The sequence below is a fragment of the Glycomyces halotolerans genome (genome assembly GCF_054779575.1).
In genome coordinates, this window is record NZ_BAAGXZ010000017.1 from 22,385 (window position 1) to 46,258 (window position 23,874).

The following is a 23,874-nucleotide window of genomic DNA, read 5'->3' on the forward strand; positions in this document are numbered from 1 at the left end:
GTTCGAAACCTCGGTGTCGATATATCTCTAGTTAAAAGAGTGATAGAAAACAACCCGGGCCGGAGTGCGGCCCGGGTTGCGCGGTTCGGTCCTTACTGGGGCGGGGCTCCGGGGATGTACTGCTGCGGCGGCTCCTTGCGGAAGTACGCGTTCGAGGCCGGCACGGCCAGCAGGATGATCACCAGCAGCGAGCCGACCGTCGCCAGGAGGATCACCGCCCAGTCGACGATGACGCTCCACGCCGGGTAGGCGCTGTAAGCGGCGTCGACCAGGGCCTGGGCGTCGAGGCTCTCGAGCTGCTCGTCGCCGGAGTTGTCGAAGGTCCACTGCATCAGCTGGGCGGCGAAGACGCTGCCGGCGAAGATGAAGCCGCCGCAGATGAGGATGAGCGGCTGGAAGATCCAGGTGAGGATGCGTCCGGGACGGTTGCCGGCGGCGTTCAGCAGCCCGAGCACGATCAACAGGACGGCGAGGATGCCCGGGAAGATCAGGTTCGCGGCCGAGTCGAAGCCGCCGGCGCCGGCGGCCATCTCGTTGCCGCCGACGCCCTGGGCCGCCAGCTCGTTCTCGAACGCCTCCTGGGCCTCGGCACCGTACAACAGGCCGAGCACGCCCGAGACGATCAAGACGGCCGCCAGCGCCAGCTGCAGCACGACCGCGACGGTCACGGAGCCTGGGCGGGGCTTCTTCTCCTGGGCCTGGGGTGGGTTGGTCATGGTCTCCTCCAAGGTTCGGGTGTCCTCAAGCTACCAATTGCCCACCACCGCCGCTGGAAGGAGCTCCCTTCCTCCTCGAGCAGGACTCGTCTCTAGGATTGGCGGGCTTCCAGGCGGCGGCGCACCGCCAGGGCGGCGCCGGCCAGGCACCCGCTCATGGGGACGAAGAGGATCCACAGCGCCCAGGTGGAGACGACGAGGACGAGCAGCCCGCCCAGGAGGATGCCGGTGCCGGTCAGGTCGCTCCTGGCGTCTTCAACGGCGGTGGCGAACAGGTCCTTCCAGGAGGCACCCGGACGCCAGGAGGCGCCGGCACGGAGCAGGACGGAGGCCGCGGCGGCGGCCACGGCCATCGTCAGCACGGCGACGACCGGGCGGCCGGGGACTCCCTCGATGGTGAGCAGCGCCAGGTCGCCCCCGATCAACAGCGCCGCGCCGAGGACGGCCAGGCCGGCCTTCCAGCCGCCGCCGGTCCAGGCGGTGCGCAGGTCCCGCAGGAAGATGCGCAGCGACGCCGGCGTGCCGTCGAGGAAGGCCGCCAGGTGGCGCGTCGAGGCGGCGAGGGCGGCCGGGGCCGTGACCACCGCGAGCGAAGCCGCGGACAGCCACAGTCCGGTGAGCACGCACTCGGCGAAAAGCGCGAACGGTCGCGTCTCGTCGTCACCTCGGCCGCGCGCTCTTCCGGTCGCCCTCGCCATGTCGGCCTACCCCTTGACACCGGAGGTGGCGATGCCGCGGATGAGGAACTTCTGGAACACCAGGAAGAACAGCACCACCGGCACCAGCGACAGCAGCGTCATGGCCATCATGCCGCCCCAGTTGGTGACCCCTTCGGAGTTGTTGTAAGCCTGGAGCAGGCGGGGCAGCGGGAACTTCTCCATGTCGTACAGGTAGATCAGCGGCCCCAGGAAATCGTTCCAGGACCAGATGAACGTGAAGATCGAACTGGTCACGACCGCCGGCCGCATCAGCGGCAGCAGGATCGAGAAGAAGATCCTGAAGTGCCCGGCCCCGTCGATCTTCGCGGCCTGGTCGAGCTCCCTGGGGATGCCGCGCATGAACTGGATGTAGAGGAACACGAAGAACGCGTCCAGCGCAAGGAACTTCCCGATCACCAGCGGCACGTACGAGTTGGTCAGATCCAGCTCGGAGAAGATCAGGTACTGCGGGATCAGCATCACTTGGCCGGGCAGCAGCAAGGTGGCGATCACGATTCCGAACATCGCCGTCCGGCCGGGAAATCGCAGCCGTCCGAGCGCGTAGGCGGTCATCGAGCACGAGGCCACCACCCCGACCACCGAGAGCACGGCGATCAGCGTCGAGTTCCAGAAGAAGCGCCATAGCGGGACGCCGGCGAGGCCGTCGAAGGCGTCCGCGAAGTGGTCCCAAGTCATCGTCTGCGGCCACAGAGACGTGTCGGTGATGATGTCGGCGTTGCCCTTGACCGAGGCGGTCATGACCCACAGCAGCGGATACAGGACGACGGCGAGCACGATCAGCAGCGACACGTGCCATACCACCGATTTGGCCCGCTCGGAGGCCGGGGGCGTGTTGCGGACCAGCTCCCGGCCCCCGGCGGTCTTGACGACGCTCATCGGTCCTCCCCCGCGTAATACACGAGCCGTTTGGCGGCCCGGAACATGAACAGCGTGACGATCCCGACGGCGATCACCAGCATCCAGGCGTACGCCGAGGCGTAGCCCATCCGGAAGTCGGTGAACGCCAGGGTGTAGATGCGCACGGTGTAGAACAGCGTCGACCAGGCCGGGGCGCCCGACTCGCCGCCGATGATGTAGGCCGGCCCGAACAGCTGGAACGCCCCGACCGTCTCCATCAGCACGTTGAAGAAGATCACCGGCGACAGCATCGGCAGCGTGATGTGGAAGAACTTCCGCACCTTACTGGCCCCGTCGACGTCGGCGGCCTCGTACAGCTCCTGCGGCACCTGCATCAGCCCGGCCAGGAAGATCACCATCGGAGCGCCGAAACTCCACACCGCCAGCAGTACCAGCATCAGGATCGACACCGACGGATTCCCCAGGAACCCGCCGCCGTCCCACCCGAACCGGCTCATGACGCTGTCCTGGACGCCGTTGTTGGAGAACAGGGCCCGCCAGATCAACGCCACCCCGACGCTCATGGCGATCAGGGAGGGCATGTAGAACGCCGCTCGGTAGAAGCCCATCCCGCGACGGCGCTGTGACAGCAGCATCGCCACCGCCAGCGACGCGACCAGCTTGATCGGCACCGACACCAGCACGTAGACGAGCGTCACCCGCACCGCGCGGCCGAACATCGGATCGGAGAACATCGCCGTGTAGTTCGCCAGGCCGATCCACTCACCGCCGCGGACCAGGTGGTAGTTGGTGAACGACAGGTACAGCGACCAGGCCATCGGCCCGATCGTCAGCACCGCGGTGCCGATCAGCCACGGGAGCATGAACGTATAGCCGGCCAGGCGCTCACCGCCGCGGACCGCCGTGGAGCGGCGTTTGGCCGCCCCACGGCGATTCCCGCGATCCGGCGGTGCCTCGGCCTCGACGACGGACCCGGTGCCCGGGTCGGTCGCGGTGGAGGGAGAAGCAGGCACGGTCACAATTCCTTAATACTGGCTACTGTTCGGATTCGAGCAGAGTAGCGGCCTCGGTGAAGAAGGCGCTGACGGCTTCTTCGACCGACTGTTCTCCGTACAGCACCGTCTCGTAGAGCTCGGCGAACTTGACCTCGATGGCTCCGGTCGCGGCCGGCGGGGCCGGCGGCGGCGAAGTCAGGTACTGCGAGACGCTCTCCTCGTAGTCGAGGACCTTCTGCGAGATCTCGTCGATCTCGACGTTCTCGCGTCCGACGTTGGTGGCCGGGATACCGCGGTTGGTGCCGAGGATCTTGATCGCCTCCGGATCGGTCAGCAGGAACTCGATGAGCCGTCCGGCCTCTTCCGGGTGCTCGGTGTTGGCACCGATCGTCAGCTGCATCGCGGGCTTGAGGTAGAGGCCGATGTTGTTCGGGTCCTCGGTCGGCGGAGCCATCAGGCCCAGTTCGCCGCCGTTCTCGGCGACGGCCGGGGCATGCCAGGCCAGGAAGTTGTCCCAGCCGATCTCCGAGGCCTGCGCGTCGAGCACCAGAGCGTTCTCCTCCCACTGGGAGGTGATGTCGACCGGCGGCACCGCGCCGCTCTCATGCAGGTCGGCGGTCTTCTGCCACCATTCGGTCAACTGGGCCTCGTCGAAGTTGAGCGCCGTGCCGTCCTCGGTGTAGAAGCTGCCGCCCTGCTGGCGCAGCCACAGCTCCATGAAGTGGTACTGGCCGGCGTAGTCGCCGCCGCCCCACTGCTCGTCGGTGCCCCAGGCGGCGGTGACCTCGGCCATCGCCTCGTGGTAGTCGTCCCAGGTGTATCCGGCCTCGAGCTCTACTCCGGCGTCTTCGAACACGTCGGTGCGGTAGATCAGGCTGAGGGTGTTCCCAGCGATCGGGACGGCCACGAGCTCGTCGTTCACGTACCCGGTGTCGAGGAAGCCCTCGACGAAGTCGGAGGTGTCGACGTAGTCCTCGAGGGGCAGGAGCATGCCGTTGTCGCCGAACTGCAGCAGCCGCGAGTAGTCCATGTTCATGACGTCCGGCAGATCCCGAGCGGCCATGCGGGTCGTCATCGACGACCAGTAGTCCGGGAAGTCGGCGAAGTTGGTCTGGACTTCGATGCCCGGGTTCTGCTCCTCGAACAGGTCGACCGCTTCCTGGGTGATCTCGGCGCGGTCTTCGTTGCCCCACCATTCGAAACTGATGGTGATCGGGTCGTCGGCGGTGCCCGCCGGACCGTCGTCGCCGCATGCGGCGACGGTGCCGAGCAGCGCTGTCGCGCTCACACCGGCCACGACGGCGCGCCGTGTGGCGTTGGATCGGATGCGGATCATCGTTGATGCTCTCCTTCTATGCGAGGGGTCCCGCTCTCGCGGGCCTTCGGGATCTATTCGGTTGTTCCCCGGCTCGCGCCGGGGAGGTCGGTGAGTCGGGCCGACGCGGCCCGCCATTGGTCGGACGTTCCGGCCGGCTCGAAGCGTCGCGGCCGCGCGGAGGCTCGGGCGGCGTGCCGCCGGGCCTCGGCTCCCGGTCCGATCAGGCCGAGGGCCTGAGCGGTCACCAGGGCGTTGCCGAGCGCGGTGGCCTCGTCGGGCCCGGCCAGGACGGTCCTGCCGGTCGCGTCGGCGGTGAGTTGGCACAGCAGCTCGTTGTTCGAGCCGCCGCCGACGATGTGGATCAAGTCGACCTCGGCGCCGCCGAGCGCCTCGAGCCGTTCGACGGCCCCGCGGTGGGCCAGTGCGAGCGAGTCGAGCACGCAGGCGGTGATCTCGGCGGGCGTCTCGGGGACGCGCTGGCCGGTGCGGGCGCACCAGTCGCGGATGCGCCCGGGCATGTCGCCGGGTTCGGCGAATGACGGGTCGTCGGGATCGACGATCGAGCGCAGGCGCGGGGCCTTGGCCGCCTCGGCGATGAGGTCGCCGAGGTCGAGGCCGAGTCCGGCCCGTTCCCAGGTGCGCAGCGACTCTTGGAGGAGCCACAGCCCCGCGACGTTGCGCAGGAAGCGGACCGACCCGTCGGCGGCGCGTTCGTTGGTGAAGCCGGCCTCCATGGCCTCGGCCGAGAGGATCGGCCGGTCGCGTTCGACGCCGACCAGGGACCAGGTGCCGCACGAGATGTAGGCGGCGTTGTCGGTCTCGTAGGGGACGGCGGCCACCGCCGAGGCGGTGTCGTGGCTGGCGGTCGCCACGACCTCGGTGCCGCGGGCCAGGCCCGTCACTTCCGCGACCGCGTCGGTCACTCCTCCCAGGACGGTGCCGGTCGGAGTGATCTCGCCGAGCAGGCCGGGCCGGACGCCGGCCAGGGCGCACAGTTCGTCGCTCCAGGTGCCGGTGGTTTGGTCGACCAGGCCGGTGGTGGAGGCATTGGTGGCCTCACAAGCGGTGTTATCGGTCAGCCAGTACCCGAAGAGGTCGGGGACGAGCAAGAGCCGATCGGCCGCTTGGAGCGTCTCGGCCCGCTCGGCGGCCAGCTGGAAGACCGTGTTGAACGGCTGTGGCTGGATCCCGGTGCGCGAGTAAAACGTTTCAGCGCCGGTCTCCGCCAGGAGCGCGTCCCGCGCGGCTCTGCCGCGCGGGTCCCGGTAGCACACGGGGGTGCCGACCAGGTGGCCGTCGGCGTCGATCAGGGCGTAGTCGACCGCCCAGGAGTCGACGCCGATCGCCGCGGCCGAGCCGAGGGAGCGGAGTCCTTCGATGACGCCGTTCCACAGTCCGAAGACGTCCCAGTAGAGCCGCCCGGCCGCTGAGACGGCGCGGTTGGGGAACCGGGCGGCCTCGGCCAGCTCGATCCGGTCCCCGTCGACGGTGGCGGCCATGACCCGGCCCGAGGAGGCTCCCAGGTCTACCGCGGCCAAGACAGTACTCATCAGCGCTCACACCTGTCTGGGGAGAGGCGCCGCGAAGCGCGCCGGCGGGTGGGGCGACGGGTGCGGGTCATCGGAGGAATCCCTGCGGGTTGCCGGAGTCCACGGGGATGTGGACGCCGGTGGTCAGTCCGAGGTCGGGTCCGACCAGGGCGTAGACGGCGTCGGCGACCGATTCCGGCAGCACCTCTTTCTTCAGCAGGGTCCGTCCGGCGTAGTACTGGCCGAGTTCCTCCTCCTTGACGCCGTAGACGGCCGCGCGCTGCGCGCCCCAGCCTCCGGCGAAGATGCCCGAGCCGCGCACGACCCCGTCGGGGTTGACGCCGTTGACTCGGATGCCGTGCTCGCCCAGTTCGGCGGCGAGCAGGCGCACCTGGTGGGCCTGGTCGGCCTTGGTGGCCGAGTAGGCGATGTTCTTGGGGCCGGCGAAGACGGCGTTCTTGGAGACGATGTAGACGATGTCGCCGCCCAGGCCCTGGGCCATCATGAGCTTCGCGGTCTCGCGGGAGACCAGGAAGGAGCCCTTGGCCATGACGTCGTGCTGGAGGTCCCAGTCGGCGGCGGTGGTCTCGACCAGCGGCTTGGACTGCGACAGCCCGGCGTTGTTGACCACCAGGTCGATGCCGCCGAAGGCCAGGGCCGAGCGGGCGATCGCCCCGGTGATCGCCGCTTCGTCGGTGACGTCGGCGGCGACGCCGACGGCGACGTCGGCGCCCCCGATCTCGGCGGCGGCCGCGGCGGCCTTCTCCTGGTCGAGGTCGGCGACGACGACGCAGGCGCCTTCGGCGGCCAGGCGCCGGGCGGTGGCCTTGCCGATGCCGCCGGCCGCGCCGGTCACCAACGCGATCCGGCCGGCCAGCGGCTTGGGCGCGGGAAGTCGCTTGAGCTTGGCCTCTTCGAGGGCCCAGTACTCGATGCGGAACTTCTCGGACTCGTCGATCGGCCGGTAGGTCGAGATCGCTTCGGCGCCGCGCATGACGTTGACGGCGTTGACGTAGAACTCGCCGGCCACGCGGGCGGTCTTCTTGTCGGCTCCGAAGGAGAACATGCCGACGCCCGGCACCAGGACGATCGCCGGGTCGGCGCCGCGCATCGGAGGGCTGTCGGGTTCGGCGTAGCGCTCGTAGTAGGCCCGGTAGTCCTCGCGGTAGGCCGCGTGGCGTTCCTTGAGGTGCTCGATGACCTCCTCGAGCGGCGCGTCGGCCGCGGTCTCGAGGACCAGGGGCCTGACCTTGGTGCGCAGGAAGTGGTCCGGGCATGAGGTTCCCAGCGCCGCCAATGCCGGCATCTTCTCGCGTGAGAGGAATTCGAGGACCGCGTCGTCGTCGCAGAAGTGCCCGACCTGGCGGCGGTCGGTGGAGACCAGACCGCGAATGACCGGGGCCAGGGCGGCGGCGCGCTCGACGCGAGCGGCGTCGTCCAGCGGAGAGCGCCCGGGGACGGTCCGGCCGAAGGGGTCGGACCTGCCGCGCTCGGCGATGAACGCCTCGCAGCCGCGGATGATCTCCAGGGAGGCCGCTTCGCACTCCTCGGAGGTGGCGCCCCAGGCGGTGATGCCGTGGCCGCCGAGGATGCAGCCGATGGCCTGCGGGTTCTCACGCTTGATCTGCGCGATGTCGAGGCCCAGTTGGAAGCCGGGGCGGCGCCAGTCCACCCAGACCACGCGGTCGCCGAAGCACTCCTTGGTCAGCGCAGGCCCGTCGACGGCGGTGGCGAAGGCGATGCCGGAGTCGGGGTGGAGATGGTCGACGTGGGGCGCGTCGACCAGGCCGTGCATGGCCGTGTCGATCGACGGCGCCGCTCCCCCGCGTCCGTGGAGGCAGTAGTCGAAGCGGGAGACCATCTCGTCTTCACGTTCGAGGCCGGGGTAGGTGTCGACCATGGCGCGCAGGCGGTCGAGCCGCAGGACGGCCAGGCCTTCGGGTGTGAGGGTGCCGAGGTCGCCGCCGGAGCCCTTGACCCACAGCAGTTCGACGTCCTCGCCGGTGACCGGGTCGACTTCACCGCCCTTGGCGGAGGTGTTGCCGCCGGCGAAGTTGGTGTTGCGCTTGTCGGCGCCGAGGCGGTTGGACCGCGCGATGAGGTCCTGCATCACGTCGTCTCCCATTCCTTAAGCACCCCATCCCGCCTGAGCGCCGCCGATGCGCTCGTTCTTGATCTTCTCGGCGTAGCCGCTGGCGGCGTAGGCGGCGATCGGGTCGGCCTCCAGGCCCTGCCCGGCCCGCAGCTCGGCCAGCAGCGGCCGCACGTCGGTGTTGAACGCGTCCATCAAGACCGCGTTCGCGCCCAGCACGTCGCCGGAGGCCTGGGCCGATTCGAGTGCGTCGCGGTCGACCAGCAGCGCCTTCGCCGTGGCCTCCTGCACGTTCATCACCGAACGGATCACCGCCGGGATCTTCGGCTCGATGTTGTGGCACTGGTCGAGCATGTAGGCGATCCCCGAGTCCGCACCGATCGCCTCGCGCAGCGCGAGTTCGTGCATGATCCGGAACAGCTGGAACGGGTCGGCCGAGCCGACCATGAGGTCGTCGTCGGCGTAGAACCGGGAGTTGAAGTCGAAGCCGCCGAGTTTGCCCGAGCGCAGCAGCACCGCCACGATGAACTCGATGTTGGTGCCGGGGGCGTGGTGGCCGGTGTCGATGACGACCTGGGCCTTGTCGCCCAGCGCCTCGCAGTGGGCGAACGCGGTACCCCAGTCGGGCACGTCGGTGTGGTAGAACGCCGGCTCGAACAGCTTGTACTCCAGGAGCATCCGCTGGTCGTCGCCGAGGCGGGCGTACACCTCGGACAGGACCTCGGCCAGGCGGTCCTGCCGGGCCGCGATCGAGTCCTGGCCCGGGTAGTTCGTGCCGTCGGCGAACCAGAGCTTCAGGTCCTTCGAGCCGACCGCGTCCATGATCTCGATGCATTCGAGCAGGTGATCGGTCGCCTTGCGTCTGATGCCGGGATCGGGATGGCAGACACTGCCGACCATGTAGTCGTCGTCCTGGAAGGTGTTGGAGTTGATCGTCCCGATCCGCACGCCCTGATCGGCGGCGAAGGCGGCCAGGTCGGCGTAGTCCTCGACCTTGTCCCACGGGATGTGCAGCGCCACCGAACCGGCCGCGCCGGTGAACCGGTGCACCTGTGCGGCGTCGGCGATCTTCTCGTAGGGGTCGCGCGGCACGCCCTCCTGGGCGAACACCTTGAACCGCGTCCCCGAGTTGCCGAACGCCCACGACGGCGTCTCCACACTCTGACCGGCCAGCACCGACCTCGCATACCCGACACGATCACTCATCTACCGGCTCCTTCACCGCTCGCCGCCGCCAATTGGTCCTCGAGGTTGAATACCTCCGGAAGCACTTCGAACGACTCGTCGGCCGCGGCTCCTCCGGTCCCTTCGAAGAAGGGGGCCATCTCGGACTGCCAGCGGTCGTTGACGTCGCGCTCGGCCATGGCGGCCCGTGCGGCGTCGAAGTCCTCGGTCTCGAGATAGCCGACGAGGAGTCCGTCGTCGGACAAGAAGAGCGAGTAGTTGCGCCAGCCGGTCTCCTCCAGGGCATGGAGGAACTCGGGCCACACCGCGGCGTGACGCTCGCGGTATTCGTCGAGGCGGTCACGGCGCACTCGAAGTGTGAAACACACTCGCTGTGTCACGGGGTACCTCCCTGAGGTCGTGGTCACGATTATTACACCGGTGATTTTGAATCGTTTCACGTGGGGTCTGGTTAACATAGAACGCACTGGCCAGCCCTGTCAAGAACCGTCCCGTGACTTTTCAGTGACTTGCTCGCGATATGCTGCCACTGCTCTCCGCGGCGGGTTGAGTCGTTTCAAACCCCCCGGCTCCGCTCCGGCGCGGGGACGCGGCCACGGCTCATGAGCGTCGCCCCGACCGGTCCGGCAACCCAGGAGCCTCTGGATAGACTCGATGAGGTGACGATGACCACTAGCAGCATGAAAGACGTCGCGCGCGCCGCCGGCGTCTCCGTCGGAACGGTCTCCAATGTGCTCAACCGGCCCGAAGCCGTCGCCGAGAACACCAGACGGCGGGTGCAGGCCGCGATCGCCAAACTCGGCTACGTTCGCAACGACTCGGCGAGGCAGCTGCGGGCCGGACGCAGCCGGAACGTCGCCATCGTGGTGCTGGACGTGGCCAACCCGTTCTTCACCGACGTCGTGCGCGGCGCCGAACCCCTCATCGACTCGGCAGGCGGCGTGGTCACCGTCTGCGACTCCGGCGAGGACGTGGCCAGGGAGCAGCGCCAGCTCGAGATCCTCGAGGAGCAGCGCGTGCTCGGCCTGCTCATCACCCCGGTGGACAACTCCTCCCCCGAGCGACTGGAGCGGTTGACCAAGCACGACATCCCGGTGGTCCTGGTCGACCGCGGCGCCGGTCTGCACCCCCATTGCTCGGTCGCGGTCGACGACGTGCACGGCGGCCGTCTGGCGGCGCGGCACCTGGTCGACAAGGGACATACTTCGATCGCCTTCGTCGGCGGTCCGACCTCGATCCCGCAGGTCGGCGACCGTCTCGCCGGATGCCGCGAGGTCTGCGACGAGGCGGGGGTCGCCCTGAAGACGTTCACCTCGTCGAGCTTGAACGTGGACGGCGGCCGCGAGGCGGTCGAGCAGATGCTCGCCGGACCCCGCCCGCCCACTGCGGTCTTCTGCGCCAACGACCTGGTCGCGCTCGGCGCGCTGCAGGGGCTCACGATGCACGGGGTTAAGGTCCCCGAGGAGTGCGCCATCGTCGGCTACGACGACATCGACTTCGCCGCCGCCGCGGCCGTGCCGCTGACCTCGATCCGCCAGCCGCGCGCCCAGCTGGGGCGCACGGCCGCCCAGCTGCTGTTCGACGAGATCTCCGAGGGGCCGGGCCACACGCACCGCAACGTGGTCTTCCAGCCCGAACTGGTGGCGCGTGCGTCGACGGACGCCGAGATGTAGTATGTCGCCGGTATATTTACCGATAAAGTGCTTGGCGGCCCGGTGGCGGCTTCGCACGCGCATCGGTCCGGAACCTCCTGGGAGGCAGACATGGCGCAACAGCACAGCGCACGCATCGCATTCGACCCCCGATTCACCGTCGCAACCGTCCCCGACCGGCTCTTCGGCTCCTTCGTCGAGCACCTGGGCCGGTGCGTCTACACCGGGATCTACGAGCCCGGTCACCCGACGGCGAACGCCGACGGGCTCCGCGGCGACGTGCTCGACCTGGTGTCCGAGCTGGGCGTGACGATGATCCGCTACCCGGGCGGCAACTTCGTCTCCGGCTACCGCTGGGAGGACGGGGTCGGCCCGAAGTCCGAGCGCCCCCGCCGCCTCGACCTGGCCTGGCGCGTCACCGAGACCAACCAGTTCGGGCTGAGCGAGTTCATGAAGTTCTGCCGCACCGTCGGCGTCGAGCCGAACATGGCCGTCAACCTCGGCACCCGCGGCCTCCAGGAGGCCCTGGACCTGCTCGAGTACGCCAACCACCCCGGCGGCACGTACTGGTCGGACCTGCGCCGCTCCCACGGCGACGAGGAGCCCTACGGCATCAAGCTGTGGTGCCTGGGCAACGAGATGGACGGACCCTGGCAGATCGGCCAGATGACCGCCGGCGAATACGGCCGCATCGCCGACCAGACCGCCCGCGCCATGCGCATGTACGACGGCGGACTCGACCTGGTCGCCTGCGGCTCCTCGTCCCGCGCGATGCCGACCTTCGGCGCCTGGGAGGAAGAGGTGCTCACCAATGCCTACGAGTCGGTCGACTACATCTCCGCCCACGCCTACTACCACCCCGGCGACGGCGACGTCGTCAGCTTCATGGCCAGCGCCCAGGACATGGAGCTGTTCATCGACGGCGTCATCGCCACCGCCGACGCGGTGGGCGCGAAGCTCAAGAGCGACAAGAAGATCGACATCTCGTTCGACGAGTGGAACGTGTGGTACCAGAACGAGTGGGAGCACAACGCGCAGTACGAGCTGTGGTCGGAGGCGCCGCGCCAGCTCGAGGACCGGTACTCGGCGATGGACGCGGTGGTGTTCGGGTCGCTGCTGATCACGCTGCTGCGCCGCAGCGACCGGGTGACGGCCGCGTGCCTGGCGCAGTTGGTCAACGTGATCGGGCCGATCATGACCGAGCCGGGCGGTCCGGCCTGGCGGCAGACGACGTTCTACCCGTTCGCCGAGGCCAGCAGGTTCGGGCGCGGTCGGGTGCTGCACGTCGACGCCGAGTCCCCGCAGTTCGCGACCGACAAGTACGGCTCGGTCTCGGCGCTGCATTCGGTGGCCGTGGCCGCAGAGGACGGTTCGGTGACGGTGTTCGCGGTCAACCGCGATCTGGAGGCGCCGATGACGCTCGAGGTCGACGCCGGGGCGCTGCCGGGTGTGGGAGAGGTGACGTGCTCGACGCTGACCGACGCGGACCCGGATGCGAAGAACACGCTGGAGGATCAGGAGCGGGTGACGCCCTCGGCGAACGGGACGGTGGCCGTCGCCGACGGGAGGATCACCGTGGAGTTGCCGGCGATGAGCTGGAACACGATCCGGATCCTGCCCGGTTAGCGCGCTGCGAGCTTCGGGGCCGGACGCGACGCGTCCGGCCCCGGTTTCGTTCATTGGGCGAAGTGCCCGATGAGGTCGTAGAGGGCGGCGGCGTCGGATCGGTCGCCGTCGACGGTGACCGCGTCGGCCGGGCGGCGCCGCCACAGCCACATGAGGATGTCGCCGGGGGTGCCGGAGACGGTCGTCGGCGCTTCGGGGGCCCGGTCGTCAGTCGTCGCGATGCGGCCGGCGCCGACGCGGACGGTCCAGGAGCGCGCTCCGGCGTCGATGCCGACGGTCAGGCCGTCGTGGTGGCTGAGCGGCTCGGCGACCCACTGGCGGTGGGCGCGGCTGCCCCAGTCGAGCATGATCGCCAGCATCTCGTCGATCGCGTCGATGGCCAGTCCGGGGTCGACCGGTCCGATGGGGCCGCCGGCGGCGAGTTCGGCGTCGGCGCGGTGGACGACGGTCTCGCAGGCCATGCGGCGGATCCAGAAGCCGACGGTCTGGTCGGGGCCGTACCAGGTGTGGGCGAGGCTGTCGGGGCCGCGTTCGTCGATCTCGGTGAGCAGTTCGGCGAGGGCGGCCTCGAACCGTTCGGTGGGGCTGCCTTTGCGGTGGAGCCGTTCGGTGTCGTCGGGTTCGCGCAGGAGCCGGATGCATTGGATCTTGTGGTCGTAGACGGCGGTGACGTGGTCGAGCAGGTCGGCCGCGGTCCACTCGGGGCAGGTGGGGACCTGGACGGCGGGTCCGGCCGCGGCGACGGCGGTCTTGAACCGGGAGGCCTCGTCGATGAGGTGGGACCGGTGAGCGGTGGTGTCCATGCCAGCGATCCTTCCACACGGGCCGGATCGGTTCAGGCGCACTGCATGGTGCACACGGTGCGGTCGAATCGCTGCGCGGCGAGGTCGGGCGCCTGGATGAGCCAGTAGAGCATGCCGGCGTCGCCCCAGGTCATGGCGGATCCGTCGTCGGTGTCGATCTGGGCGAGCAGGAGCCAGCGGTCGGGGTCGGCGTATGCGGGGTCGCCGTCGGCGTCGGGTACTTCGGCGGCCGCCTCGGCCGCTTCGTATTCGACCGGGCCCTGGATCGACAGCGGGTGGCCGCCGACCTGGTGGCAGATGCTGACCGAGACCTCTTCGTAGACGGCGTCGATGAAGGTCTCCTCGTCGACCGGGTGGCCGGGTCCGCGTTCGGCGCCGAAGACGGCCTGGATGCGCGGGCTCTGGGGTTCGGGGGCGGTCACGATCGGCTCGGCGCGCAGCTGCTGCAGTGGGTACGGCTTGATCGGCTCGGGTGCGGTGCGGGGCTCGACTGCGGTTCCGGCGGGGACGTACAGGACTCGGGCTCCCGCTTGCGTGCCCGGTTCGAAGGCGCCGACGACCGCTGCGCCGTCGTCGACCTGGCCGTCGAAGTAGAAGAACAGCAGTGTTCCGTCCGCCGGCAGCGGGAATCGGTCGATGCTCAGTCGGGTGCAGTCGAAGGAGCCGATGAAGCTCAGCGGGCCGTGCCGCTCCCATTCGGGCCACGGCTCGGCGGGCGGCAGCTCCGGTTCGCCGCCGAGCTGTGCCGCGACGAGGTCGTTATCGGCGGCTCGACCGAACTGGATCGCCGGCCGCAGCAGCGTCTTCCACCGCTCGGCGATCTCAGGCGGCAGATGCTGGTCGGCCAGCGCGGCGAGCTCCTGAGTATCCGTCATCAGGGCACCGTAGCGCATGTGTGCGACATCAGTGTGGCGTGCGTGGCCGGTCGTCCGAACCGGTCGCTTCGGCCGGTGGCGTCAGCTCAGGTGCTCGCGCCAGCCTCCTGCGGTGGTGATGTCGGTGCCGGAGGGCTGGTTGGCGATGAAGCCGGTGGCCCAGGTGCCGTCGGACAGTTCGACTTTGCCGAGTGTCATCGGGGCGGGCAGGTCGGCGAGGAACCGCCCGAGGGCGGCGGGGCTGAGCAGCCAGCGTTCGCCGGGCAGGCTCGCGCCTTCGCCGGTGCGGACGACGAGCGGCTTGGGCGGGTCGGTGTCGAGTTCGTACATCCGGTGTCGGGGTGCGGTGGTCACCTGGCCGGCGTATCGGGCGCCGAGGTCGGTGAGCTGTCCGTTGAGGGGCATGCCGGTCATGTGGGCGCCGAAGAGGACCAGTTCGGTGCCGGCGGGGGCGAGCAGGGGCGCCGCTTCGCCGGTGAGTCGGGCGGCGAGGTCGACGGCGATCTGGTCGTCGAAGGCCGGGACGATGAGGCTGACGCCGAAGCCTTTGGCGCCGGCGCCTCCGGCGGGGACGGCTACGGCGGCCATGTCGAGGAGGTTGACGAAGTTGGTGTAGGTGCCGAGTTTGGCGTTGACCGCGATGGGGTCGTCTTGTACTTCGGTGATCGTGGGGTGGGTGGGGGCGGTGGGCAGCAGGAGGGCGTCGAAGTCGGCCAGGAGTGCTCGGGTGGCGGTGCGGGCGCCGCGGAGCCGCTGTTGGTCGGCGGCGAGGTCGGCGCCGGTGAATTTTGCGGCGCCTCTGACGATTTCGGCCACGGTCGGGTCGACTTCGTCGGGCCGGGCGTCGATGTGCTCGCCGAAGGCGGCGAACCGTTCGGCGATGAGTGCGCCGTCGTAGAGCAGGAGGGCCGCTTCCAGGAAGGGGCGCACGTCGATCGGGACGCATTCGACGCCTGCGGCTTCGAGCCCGGCCACGGCGTCGGCGAAGAGTGGGCGGAAGTCGGCGTCGACCGGTGCGAGGTCGGCTTCGCGCGGGATGGCCACGCGCGGGGTCGGGCCGGCGGCGAGCGGGGTGTCGCCGGGCCAGTCCCTGGAGAGCGGGTCGGCGTCGGTGGGGCCGGTCATGGCCCGCATCGCCGCGACCGCGGTGGCCAGGTCGGGGGCGAAGGCGGTCACGCAGTCGTAGGAGTGGCAGGCGGGGACGACGCCGTCGACGGGGACGAGGCCGAGGCTGGCTTTGACGCCGACGATGCCGTTGAGCGCGGCGGGGACCCGCCCGGATCCGGCGGTGTCGGTGCCGAGCGCGAAGTCGCAGACGCCGAGCGCGACGGTGACGGCCGAGCCGGAGGAGGAGCCGCCGGAGATCAGTTCGGGGTCGGCCGTGCCGCGCACGGCCCCGTAGGGGCTGCGGGTGCCGACCAGGCCGGTGGCGAACTGGTCGAGGTTGGTCTTGCCGAGGCAGACCGCGCCGGCGGCGCGGAGGCGGGCGACGGCGGTGGCGTCGTGTTCGGGCTGGTAGGCGAACGACGGGCACGCGGCGGTGGTCGGCATTCCGGCGACGTCGATGTTGTCCTTGGCGGCGTAGACCTTCCCTGCCAGTGGCAGGTGCTCGCCGGCCCGGGCGGCGGCGTCGACGCGTGCGGCTTCGGCGAGGGCGTCGGTCTGGTCGCGCAAGGTGATCCAGGCTTCGGGCCGGTCGACCCGGGCGATGCGGTCGAAGGCCGCCCGGACTCGTTCGGTGGCGTTCACGTACTCCCCTGTCTCGTGCGGTTCCAAGGCTATTCGGTGATGACCAGCAGCGGCGTGCCCGGAGCGGCCTGGTCGCCGGGGCGGGCCAGGACGCGGGTGACGGTGCCCGAGACCGGGGCGGCGACGGGCATCTCGAGTTTCATCGCCTCGAGCACGACGACGGTCTCGCCGGCGGTGACGCGGTCGCCTTCGGCGGCGCCGACGCGCCAGACGCTGGCGGCCATCGGGGCTTCGAGGAGGGTCTGGCCTTCGGTCAGGGGAACGGCGGCGGCCGCGGGCGCGGGTTCGGCCAGGTCGCGGTCGAATTCGCCGGCGTCGGCCCAGCGCTGCCGTTCGGCTTCGAACGCCTCGGCCTGGCGGGCGGTGAAGGCGGCGATCGAGTCGGCGTTGTCGGCCAGCAGTCGCCGGTAGTCGGCGTAGGCGAACGATCCGTCGCGGATGTCGATCTGGCGCCTGCCGGCGGCCAGTTCGCGGCGGATCTGGGCGAGTTCGTCCTCGGTGACGGGTTCGAAGAGGACGCGGTCGAAGAACCGCAGGAGCCAGGGCAGTCCGTCTTGGAACGAGGCGAGGTCGCGCGGGCCGGCCCAGATGGGGGCGGTGCGGCCGACCAGTTGGTAGCCGCCGGGCGAGTCCATGCCGTAGACGCACATGTAGGACCCGCCGATGCCGACGGTGCCTTCGGCGGTCCAGGTGCGGGCGGGGTTGTACTTGGTGGTGACCAGGCGGTGGCGCGGGTCGACGGGGACGGCCGCGGGGGCGCCGAGGTAGACGTCGCCGAGGCCGAGGACGAGCCATTGGGCCTCGGTGGCGATCCTGGCGACGTCGGCGACGGAGTCGAGGCCGTTGATGCGGCGGATGAACTCGATGTTGGACGGGTTGTAGAGGGCGTCGTCGCGGACGTTGGTGGCGTAGCGGGCGATGGCCTCGTCGACCACGGAGTCGTTCCAGGAGATCGGCAGGCGCACTTCGCGGGAGGGCACGACCATGTCGTCGATCGCGGGCAGGTCGGCTTCGAGTTCGGTCAGCAGGCCGGCCAGGGTCCGGATCGGCATCACGTCGGGGTCGACGTGCAGGTGGAGGGACCGCACGCCGGGCGTGGTGTCGATGATCCCGGCGGGGGCGGCGGCCTGGAGCGCGTCCATGAGCGCGCCGACGCGCATCCGCAGCCCCAGGTCGAGGTGCATGGGTCCGTATTCGATGAGGATCGCGTCGTCGCCGGCTCGGCGGTAGGCGACCGCCGGCCGTGAAGCATCGGCGTCGATATATCCCAATGTCGCGTCGTCGTCGGCCGCGCCGGTCAGCGGCACGGGGGCGGCCACCGGCGAGGCGCGGAGCCGGTCGGCCTCGTCCTCGGCCACCGGCACGAAGGCGACGGTGTCGCCGGGGCGCAGCTGCCCGAGCTTCCACCGGTCGGCGGTGGTGACGGTGAACGGGCAGGCGAAACCACCCAGGCTCGGACCGTCGGGGCCCAGGAGCGCGGGGGTGTCGCCGGTGAAGTTGACGGTGCCGACCGAGTAGGGGTTGTCGTGCAGATTCGACGGGTGGAGACCGGCTTCTCCCCCGTCGGCCCTGGCCCACTTCGGCCGGGGCCCGTCGAGCCGGACGCCGGAGCGACCGGCGTGGACCTGGACGGTCCACCGCGCCTCGTAGATCCGCTCCATGTCCTCGCGGGTGAAGTAGTGCGGTGCGGGCTGCGGCCCGGGGGTGACGGTGAGCTTCCACTCGTGGGCGAAGACCGGACGGTCCTCGACCGGGACCGGCGCCGCCCGGCCGGCTCCCTCGCCGGGGACGAGGCGGTCGCCGACCCGCAGCTGGTCGCCGGTGTAGCCGCCGATGCGGCCGGGCGGGAAGGTCGAGGCCGAGCCGAGGAACACCGGGACGTCGAGGCCGCCTTGGAAGAGCACGTAGGTGCGGGCCCCCGCGTCGTCGACCGCGCCGACGGCCAGCTCCCCGCCGGCGGGCACGGCGATCGGGACCCACTGCTCGACCGCCTCGCCGTCCACGGTGACCGGCGCGGGCGCTCCGGTGACGCACACGGTCGCGGCGACGCCGAACCGCAAGGTGGGGCCCGCGATCGTGCATTCGAGGCCCGGGACGCCCTCGTCGTTGCCGAGGGCGCGGTTGCCCAAGCGGAACGAGTAGTCGTCCATCGGTCCCGACGGCGGGACGCCGACCTGCCAGTGCCCGACGCGGCCGGGCCAGTCCTGCACGGTCGTCATGACCCCGGGAGCGATCACGTCGATGCGCGGCGAGGCGTCGATGATGTCGGCGACGGTGGCCGTGGTGTGCTCGACTCGGGCCACGCGGGGGTCGACCGCCGCGGCTTTGAGCTGGCCCAGGTTGGTGTGGACCCCTTCGATGCGGGCCACCTCGAGCGCGTCGGCGAGCGCGGCCCAGGCCGCCTCGCGGTCGGCTCCGGCGGTGACGATCTTGGCGAGCATCGGGTCGTAGACGGCCGGGACGTCGACGCCCCGCTCGATCCAGGTGTCGACGCGGGCCGCCTCCGGCAGGTCGACGCACGTCAGCAGGCCGGCGCTCGGCAGGTGGTCGCGGGCCGGGTCCTCGGCGTAGACGCGGGCCTCGACCGCGCAGCCCGAGACCGGCGGGCCCTCGTCGGGCAGGCCGTCGAGGAAGGCCGTGTCGCCGGCGGCGGCGCGGATCATCCACTCCACCAGGTCGATGCCGAGGATCGCCTCGGTCACGGGGTGCTCGACCTGGAGGCGGGTGTTGAACTCCAAAAAGGACGCTTCGCCGCGGTCGGCGTCGTAGATGAACTCGACCGTCCCGGCCGATCGGTAGGCCGCCTCGGCGGCCAGGGCGCGGGCCGAGGCGTGCAGCTCGGACCGCACCGCCTCGGGCAGTCCCGGCGCGGGGGCCTCTTCGATGACCTTCTGGTGGCGGCGCTGGAGCGTGCAGTCCCGGTCGGCGAGGCTGACCACGCGTCCGTTCCCGTCGCCGAAGACCTGGACTTCGATGTGGCGGGCGCGGCGGACGTAGCGTTCGAGGTAGACCGCGTCGTCGCCGAAGTTGTCGGCGGCCGATCGCTTGACCGAGTCGAAGACCTCGGCGAGCTGGGCGGGGTCGTCGGCGCGCCGCATGCCGATGCCGCCGCCGCCCGAAGAGGCCTTGGCGATGACGGGGTAGCCGATCGCCTCGGCAGCGGCCAGGGCCGCCTGGGTGTCGGGCAGGGCCTGCGTGCCCGCGGCGAGGGGGACTCCGGCGCGGGCGGCGGCCCGGCGGGCGGTGACCTTGTCGCCGAACGCTTCGAGATGCTCGGGCGCCGGGCCGATGAACACCAGTCCGGCCTCGGCGACGCGGCGGGCGAATTCGGCGTTCTCGGCGAGGAACCCGTATCCGGGGTGGACGGCCTGGGCGCCGGTGTCCTTGGCGGCCGACAGGACCGCGTCGATGTTGAGGTAGGACTCGGCCGGGGCGGCCGGTCCGATGCAGACGGCTTCGTCGGCGTCCTTGACGTGGAGGGATGCGGCGTCGGCCTCGGAGTAGACGGCGACGGTGCGGACGCCGAGCCGGCGGGCGGTGCGGCCGATGCGGCGGGAGATCTCGCCGCGGTTGGCGATGAGGATGCGGTCGAACATGGCGGCTTCCAATCTCGGCGAGTTCAGGGCCTGACGGCGTTGGCGAGCGACGCCCAGGTCAGTGCGGCCTCGGCGCGGGTGACGACGATCGAGCGGGAGGTCTCGATGTGGCCGGTGAGGATCTTGGTGGCCTCTTCGTAGCGGCCCTCGAGCGCGCCCTCGGCGATGGCGATGTGCTCGGCGATGGTGGTGGCCATCCGTTCGTCGGTGAAGTAGTCGAACATGCGGGCCGGTCGGATGCGGTTGTTGACCGCCTCGAGGGCGCGGGCCAGCTGCGGGTTGCCCGAGGAGGCCAGGAGCGTGAGGTGGTAGCGCTCGTCGGCGTCGACGAACCCGGCGTCGGGCCGGGGCGGGGCCTGGCGGAGCCGGTACCAGCGGTCCAGCTCGGGGCCGAGGAGGTCGCGGTCGTGCTCGACCGCGGGGTCCGCCTCGGCGCGGGCCAGACCCCGAAGCTCCAGGGTGAGGCGGACTTCGTACAGGTCGTTGAGCTGGTCGATGCGCGGCCGGTACGGGTAGAGGCCGTCGGTCTCCCGGGCGACGAGTCCGTCGGCGCTCAAGCGGCTGAGGGCCTCGCGCACCGGGGTGCGGGAGACGCCGTAGTTCCCGGCGAGGCGTTCCTCGCCGAGGCGGCGGCCCGGCTCGTATTCGCCGGCCATGAGATCGGCGCGCAGGGCGACGTAGACGCGGGCGGCCAGCGGCTCGTCGGTGTCGGGCAGGTCGGAGTACGGCGCGCTCATATGGCCAGGGCCTCTCGGACTCGGGTGTCGGCGCCGGCCCCTGCCGGGCCCTGGGAGGCGATCCGGCCCGACCGGAGCACGTAGTAGCGCTTGGCGGCCTGCAGTGCGAAACCGAGGTGCTGTTCGACCAGGAGGACGGACGGGCCGCCGGCGGCGAGGTCGACGATGGCCCGCTCGATGTCGGCGACGACGTTGGGCTGGATGCCTTCGGTCGGTTCGTCGAGGATGAGCAGGCGCGGTTCGGTGATGAGGGCGCGGGCGATGGCCAGTTGCTGGCGCTGGCCGCCTGAGAGCAGTCCGGCCTGGCGGCCCAGCAGGGGCCGCAGCGCCGGGAAGCGGTCGAGCTGCTGGTCGATGAGGGCCTTGCCGCGTTCGCGGCCGTCGGCGACGAGGCGGAGGTTCTCGGCGCAGGTCAGGTGGGCGAAGCACTGCTGGCCTTGGGGCACGTAGGCCATGCCGGCTTTGACTCGCCGGTTGGCGGGCCGGCCGGTGAGGTCGGCGCCGTCGAATTCGACGGTGCCGGTGGCCGCGGGAAGGAGGCCGACGACCGCGCGCAGGAGCGTGGTCTTGCCGGCGCCGTTGTGGCCCATGACCGAGACGACTTCGTCGGCGCCGACCTCGAGGGCGATGCCGTGGACGACGGTGGTGCGGCCGTAGCCGCAGGTAAGGTTACGCAGCCGCAGCATCGACGCGCTCCTTCGCTCCGCCGGTGCCGAGGTAGACCTCTTGCACGCGGGGGTCGGCCGAGACCTCGTCGACGCCTCCGGCGGCGAGGACGGCTCCGGCGTGGAGGACGGTGACGCGTGAGGCGGTGGCGCGCATGAAGTCCATGTCGTGTTCGACCACGGCGACGGCGCGTTCGGCGGCGATGTCGTGGAGGAGTCGCCCGGTGGTCTCGCGTTCGTCGTGGCCCATGCCGGCGATCGGCTCGTCGAGCAGGAGGACGTCGGCGTCGCCGACCAGGAGCATTCCGATCTCCAGCCACTGCTTCTGGCCGTGGGCGAGCGTGCCGGCGAGGGCGTCGGCGCGGTGCTGCAGGCCGATGCGTTCGAGGGTGTCGGTGACGGTCTCGGGGAGGGTCTTGCGGCGGCGCAGGAGCGTCCAGGGGCCGCGTGCGGCTCCGGCGGCGATGTCGAGGTTCTGCGCGACGGTGAGGTTCTCGAAGACCGCGGCGGTCTGGAAGGTGCGGCCGACGCCGCTGCGGGCGATCTGGTGGACTTTCCTGCCGCGCAGCTCTTCGCCGTCTTTGAGGACCGATCCGGTGTACTTGGCCAGACCGGTGACGGCGTCGACGAGGGTGGTCTTGCCGGCGCCGTTGGGGCCGATGAGGAAGTGGACCTCGCCTCGGCGCAGTTCCAGGTCGACGCCGTCGACGGCTTTGAACCCGTCGAAGTCGACTTCGATGTTCTTGCAGGTGAGTGCGGTGCGGTTCATGCGGTGGCCTCCACGGTGGCGGCGGTGTTCTTTGAGCGGATGCGGCCGGCCAGGGCGGGGATCGAGGCGATGCCACCCGGCAGGAGGGCGATGACGACGACGAACAGCAGGCCCTGGGCGTAGGTCCACGCCGAGGGGAACTGCTCGGACAGGGCGGTCTGGGCCCAGGCGACGGCGAGCGCGCCGACGACCGGGCCGACCAGGCCGGCGCGGCCGCCGATGGCGACGCCGAGGATGAACATGATCGAGGGGACGATGCCGATGCTGGCCGGGGAGATGATGCCGACCACCGGCACGAACAGGGCCCCGGCGATCGCGGCGAAGACGGCGGCGACGGCGTAGGCGACGACTTTGACGGTGGCGGCGTCGTATCCGAGGAAGCGGACGCGCTCTTCGGCGTCGCGGACGGCCACGAGCAGTTCGCCGTAGCGGGACCGGCGCAGCTGCAGGGAGACGGCGACGACCCCGAGGAGGACCGCGGCGGTGATGAAGTACAGCATCCGCTGGTTGACCGGGTCGTTGATGGTGAACCCGAAGAAGTACCGGAAGTAGCTGAGCCCGTTGAACCCGCCGAGGGACTGCTGTCCGATCAGGAGGATCGCGAAGGCGCCGGCGAGGGCCTGGGAGAGGATCGCGAAGTAGGCGCCCTTGACGCGGCGTATGAACACCGCCAGTCCGAGCGCGACGGCCAGGCCGGCCGGCAGCAGGAGGATCATGGCGATGGTGAACACCGGTGAGGCGAAGGGGACCCAGTAGGCGGGCAGTTCGCGGATGCCGGCCAGCGCCATGAAGTCCGGGACCGCTCCGGGTCCGTTCGCGAACTCGGCGTCGGCCATTTTGAGGTGCATGGCCATCAGGTAGGCGCCCATGCCGAAGAAGACCCCTTGCCCCAGGGTGAGCATTCCGCCGCGGCCCCAGGCCAGTCCGATGCCGACCGCGACGATCGCGTAGCAGATGAACTGGGCGAACAGGCCGAGCCGGAACCCGGACAGCACGAGCGGGGCGAGGCCGAACAGCACCGCCGCGGCGGCGGCGAAGCCCGACCAGGTGCCGAGTCTCGATTGCAGGAACGTGCTCATGCCAGGCTCCTTGTCCTCAGGGTGAACAGGCCTTGGGGCCGCAGCTGGAGGAAGACGACGATGACGACGAAGACGCCGACCTTGGCCAGGGACGCGGTCGAGTAGGTCTCGAAGACCGCTTGGAGCGCACCGAGTGCGACCGCGGCGACCACCGCGCCCTTGATGCGGCCCAGTCCCCCGGCCACGACCACCAGGAAGGCGTCGACGAGGTAGGACTGGCCGGTGGTGGGGCTGGTCGAGCCGATGAGGGTCAGCGCGACCCCGGCGACGCCGGCCAGGCCAGAGCCGATGAAGAACGTCCCGGCGTCGACCGCTCGGGAGGAGATCCCGGCGGTCTCGGCCAGGTCGCGGTTGCCGACCACGGCGCGGATGCGCCGCCCGGCCGGGGTGAAGCGCAGGACCAGCGCGACCGTGGCGACCGCGACCACGGCCAGCGCCATGATGAACAGCCGCGTCTTGGGGACGGTGGTGCCGAGGATCTCGACGCCGCCGCGCAGGGCCTCGGGGACGGTCACGTTGACCGCCGGGGCGCCGAAGACGTCCCGGGCGAGCTGCTGGAGGATCAGGCCGACGCCGAAGGTCACCAGCAGGGTGTCGAGGGGCCGGTGGTAGAGGTGCCTGATGAGCAGTGCCTCGAGCACCAGGCCCATGGCGCCGCCGACGGCGAAGCCGAGCGGGAGGGCGATCAGGAGGGAGACCTCGGCGTCGCCGATGATCTGCTGGGTGACGTATGCGGTGTAGGTGCCGGCCATGATGAACTCGCCGTGCGCCATGTTGATGACGCCCATCTGCCCGAAGGTGAGCGAGAGGCCCAGGGCGGCCAGCAGCAGGATCGAGCCGGTGCTCAGGCCGGTGAACAGCTGTCCGACGATGAGGTCCATTGCGAGGTCTCCTTCCCGGTCGCGGTGGTG

At 70.4% G+C, this 23,874-nt stretch carries 20 protein-coding genes; 2 read left to right on the forward strand and 18 right to left on the reverse strand.

Annotated features, from left to right (window positions below):
• Positions 1-92: 92 nt before the first annotated feature.
• From ACYVL2_RS14340 to ACYVL2_RS14380, 9 genes are all read right to left on the reverse strand, one after another.
• Positions 93-716, reverse strand: coding sequence for a hypothetical protein (locus ACYVL2_RS14340; protein ID WP_460544451.1), 624 nt, complete (start codon positions 714-716; stop codon positions 93-95).
• Positions 717-808: 92 nt separating this feature from the next.
• Positions 809-1,339 carry a hypothetical protein gene (locus tag ACYVL2_RS14345; protein ID WP_460544453.1) on the reverse strand — a complete coding sequence of 177 codons (531 nt, stop codon included), beginning with the start codon at positions 1,337-1,339 and terminating at the stop codon, positions 809-811.
• A gap of 81 nt (positions 1,340-1,420) precedes the next feature.
• Positions 1,421-2,311, reverse strand: a complete 891-nt coding sequence (locus tag ACYVL2_RS14350) for a carbohydrate ABC transporter permease (RefSeq protein WP_460544456.1) — start codon at positions 2,309-2,311, stop codon at positions 1,421-1,423.
• The gene (locus ACYVL2_RS14355; protein ID WP_460544611.1) at positions 2,308-3,315 is read right to left on the reverse strand and encodes a carbohydrate ABC transporter permease; all 1,008 of its coding nucleotides are present in this window, start codon (positions 3,313-3,315) and stop codon (positions 2,308-2,310) included. The genes ACYVL2_RS14350 and ACYVL2_RS14355 overlap by 4 nt, the downstream gene beginning before the upstream one ends.
• A gap of 13 nt (positions 3,316-3,328) precedes the next feature.
• The gene (locus ACYVL2_RS14360) at positions 3,329-4,624 is read right to left on the reverse strand and encodes an ABC transporter substrate-binding protein (RefSeq protein ID WP_460544458.1); all 1,296 of its coding nucleotides are present in this window, start codon (positions 4,622-4,624) and stop codon (positions 3,329-3,331) included.
• Between the two features lie 53 nt (positions 4,625-4,677).
• Positions 4,678-6,156: a rhamnulokinase gene (locus ACYVL2_RS14365; RefSeq protein ID WP_460544461.1), complete on the reverse strand. Its 1,479-nt coding sequence runs from the start codon at positions 6,154-6,156 to the stop codon at positions 4,678-4,680.
• A 67-nt stretch (positions 6,157-6,223) separates the two neighbouring features.
• Positions 6,224-8,260, reverse strand: coding sequence for a bifunctional aldolase/short-chain dehydrogenase (locus ACYVL2_RS14370; RefSeq protein ID WP_460544464.1), 2,037 nt, complete (start codon positions 8,258-8,260; stop codon positions 6,224-6,226).
• A gap of 3 nt (positions 8,261-8,263) precedes the next feature.
• Positions 8,264-9,433, reverse strand: coding sequence for an L-rhamnose isomerase (gene rhaI, locus ACYVL2_RS14375; protein ID WP_460544466.1), 1,170 nt, complete (start codon positions 9,431-9,433; stop codon positions 8,264-8,266).
• Positions 9,430-9,792 carry an L-rhamnose mutarotase gene (locus tag ACYVL2_RS14380; RefSeq protein WP_460544468.1) on the reverse strand — a complete coding sequence of 121 codons (363 nt, stop codon included), beginning with the start codon at positions 9,790-9,792 and terminating at the stop codon, positions 9,430-9,432. The genes rhaI and ACYVL2_RS14380 overlap by 4 nt, the downstream gene beginning before the upstream one ends.
• 285 nt (positions 9,793-10,077) lie before the next feature.
• Here ACYVL2_RS14380 and ACYVL2_RS14385 point away from each other — a divergent pair, with 285 nt between their 5' ends.
• Positions 10,078-11,085, forward strand: coding sequence for a LacI family DNA-binding transcriptional regulator (locus ACYVL2_RS14385; RefSeq protein WP_460544470.1), 1,008 nt, complete (start codon positions 10,078-10,080; stop codon positions 11,083-11,085).
• Between the two features lie 90 nt (positions 11,086-11,175).
• Positions 11,176-12,690 carry an alpha-N-arabinofuranosidase gene (gene arfA, locus ACYVL2_RS14390; protein WP_460544473.1) on the forward strand — a complete coding sequence of 505 codons (1,515 nt, stop codon included), beginning with the start codon at positions 11,176-11,178 and terminating at the stop codon, positions 12,688-12,690.
• Positions 12,691-12,740: 50 nt separating this feature from the next.
• On the opposite strand, the gene ACYVL2_RS14395 is transcribed toward arfA, so the two are convergent.
• The 9 genes from ACYVL2_RS14395 to urtB all read right to left on the reverse strand — a co-directional run bounded on the left by ACYVL2_RS14395 (position 12,741) and on the right by urtB (position 23,844).
• Positions 12,741-13,493, reverse strand: coding sequence for a maleylpyruvate isomerase family mycothiol-dependent enzyme (locus tag ACYVL2_RS14395; protein ID WP_460544475.1), 753 nt, complete (start codon positions 13,491-13,493; stop codon positions 12,741-12,743).
• Between the two features lie 32 nt (positions 13,494-13,525).
• Entirely contained in the window at positions 13,526-14,368 is an 843-nt protein-coding gene (locus ACYVL2_RS14400; protein ID WP_460544478.1) for a YwqG family protein, read from the reverse strand.
• An 81-nt stretch (positions 14,369-14,449) separates the two neighbouring features.
• Complete coding sequence (atzF, locus tag ACYVL2_RS14405; RefSeq protein ID WP_460544480.1) at positions 14,450-16,117, reverse strand: allophanate hydrolase; 1,668 nt, start codon at positions 16,115-16,117, stop codon at positions 14,450-14,452.
• A 29-nt stretch (positions 16,118-16,146) separates the two neighbouring features.
• The gene (gene uca / locus ACYVL2_RS14410) at positions 16,147-19,713 is read right to left on the reverse strand and encodes an acetyl-CoA carboxylase biotin carboxylase subunit family protein (RefSeq protein ID WP_460544482.1); all 3,567 of its coding nucleotides are present in this window, start codon (positions 19,711-19,713) and stop codon (positions 16,147-16,149) included.
• A 23-nt stretch (positions 19,714-19,736) separates the two neighbouring features.
• Positions 19,737-20,450 (reverse strand): GntR family transcriptional regulator, encoded by a 714-nt coding sequence (locus tag ACYVL2_RS14415; RefSeq protein WP_460544485.1) that lies wholly within the window; start codon positions 20,448-20,450, stop codon positions 19,737-19,739.
• The gene (urtE, locus tag ACYVL2_RS14420) at positions 20,447-21,136 is read right to left on the reverse strand and encodes an urea ABC transporter ATP-binding subunit UrtE (protein WP_460544487.1); all 690 of its coding nucleotides are present in this window, start codon (positions 21,134-21,136) and stop codon (positions 20,447-20,449) included. The genes ACYVL2_RS14415 and urtE overlap by 4 nt, the downstream gene beginning before the upstream one ends.
• A complete protein-coding gene (gene urtD / locus ACYVL2_RS14425; protein WP_460544489.1) occupies positions 21,120-21,884 on the reverse strand; it encodes an ABC transporter ATP-binding protein in 765 nt (254 codons plus the stop codon). The genes urtE and urtD overlap by 17 nt, the downstream gene beginning before the upstream one ends.
• Positions 21,881-22,963: an ABC transporter permease gene (urtC, locus tag ACYVL2_RS14430; protein ID WP_460544492.1), complete on the reverse strand. Its 1,083-nt coding sequence runs from the start codon at positions 22,961-22,963 to the stop codon at positions 21,881-21,883. The genes urtD and urtC overlap by 4 nt, the downstream gene beginning before the upstream one ends.
• Positions 22,960-23,844: an ABC transporter permease gene (gene urtB, locus ACYVL2_RS14435; protein WP_460544494.1), complete on the reverse strand. Its 885-nt coding sequence runs from the start codon at positions 23,842-23,844 to the stop codon at positions 22,960-22,962. Before urtB ends, urtC begins: the two co-directional genes overlap by 4 nt.
• Between the last annotated feature and the right edge of the window lie 30 nt (positions 23,845-23,874).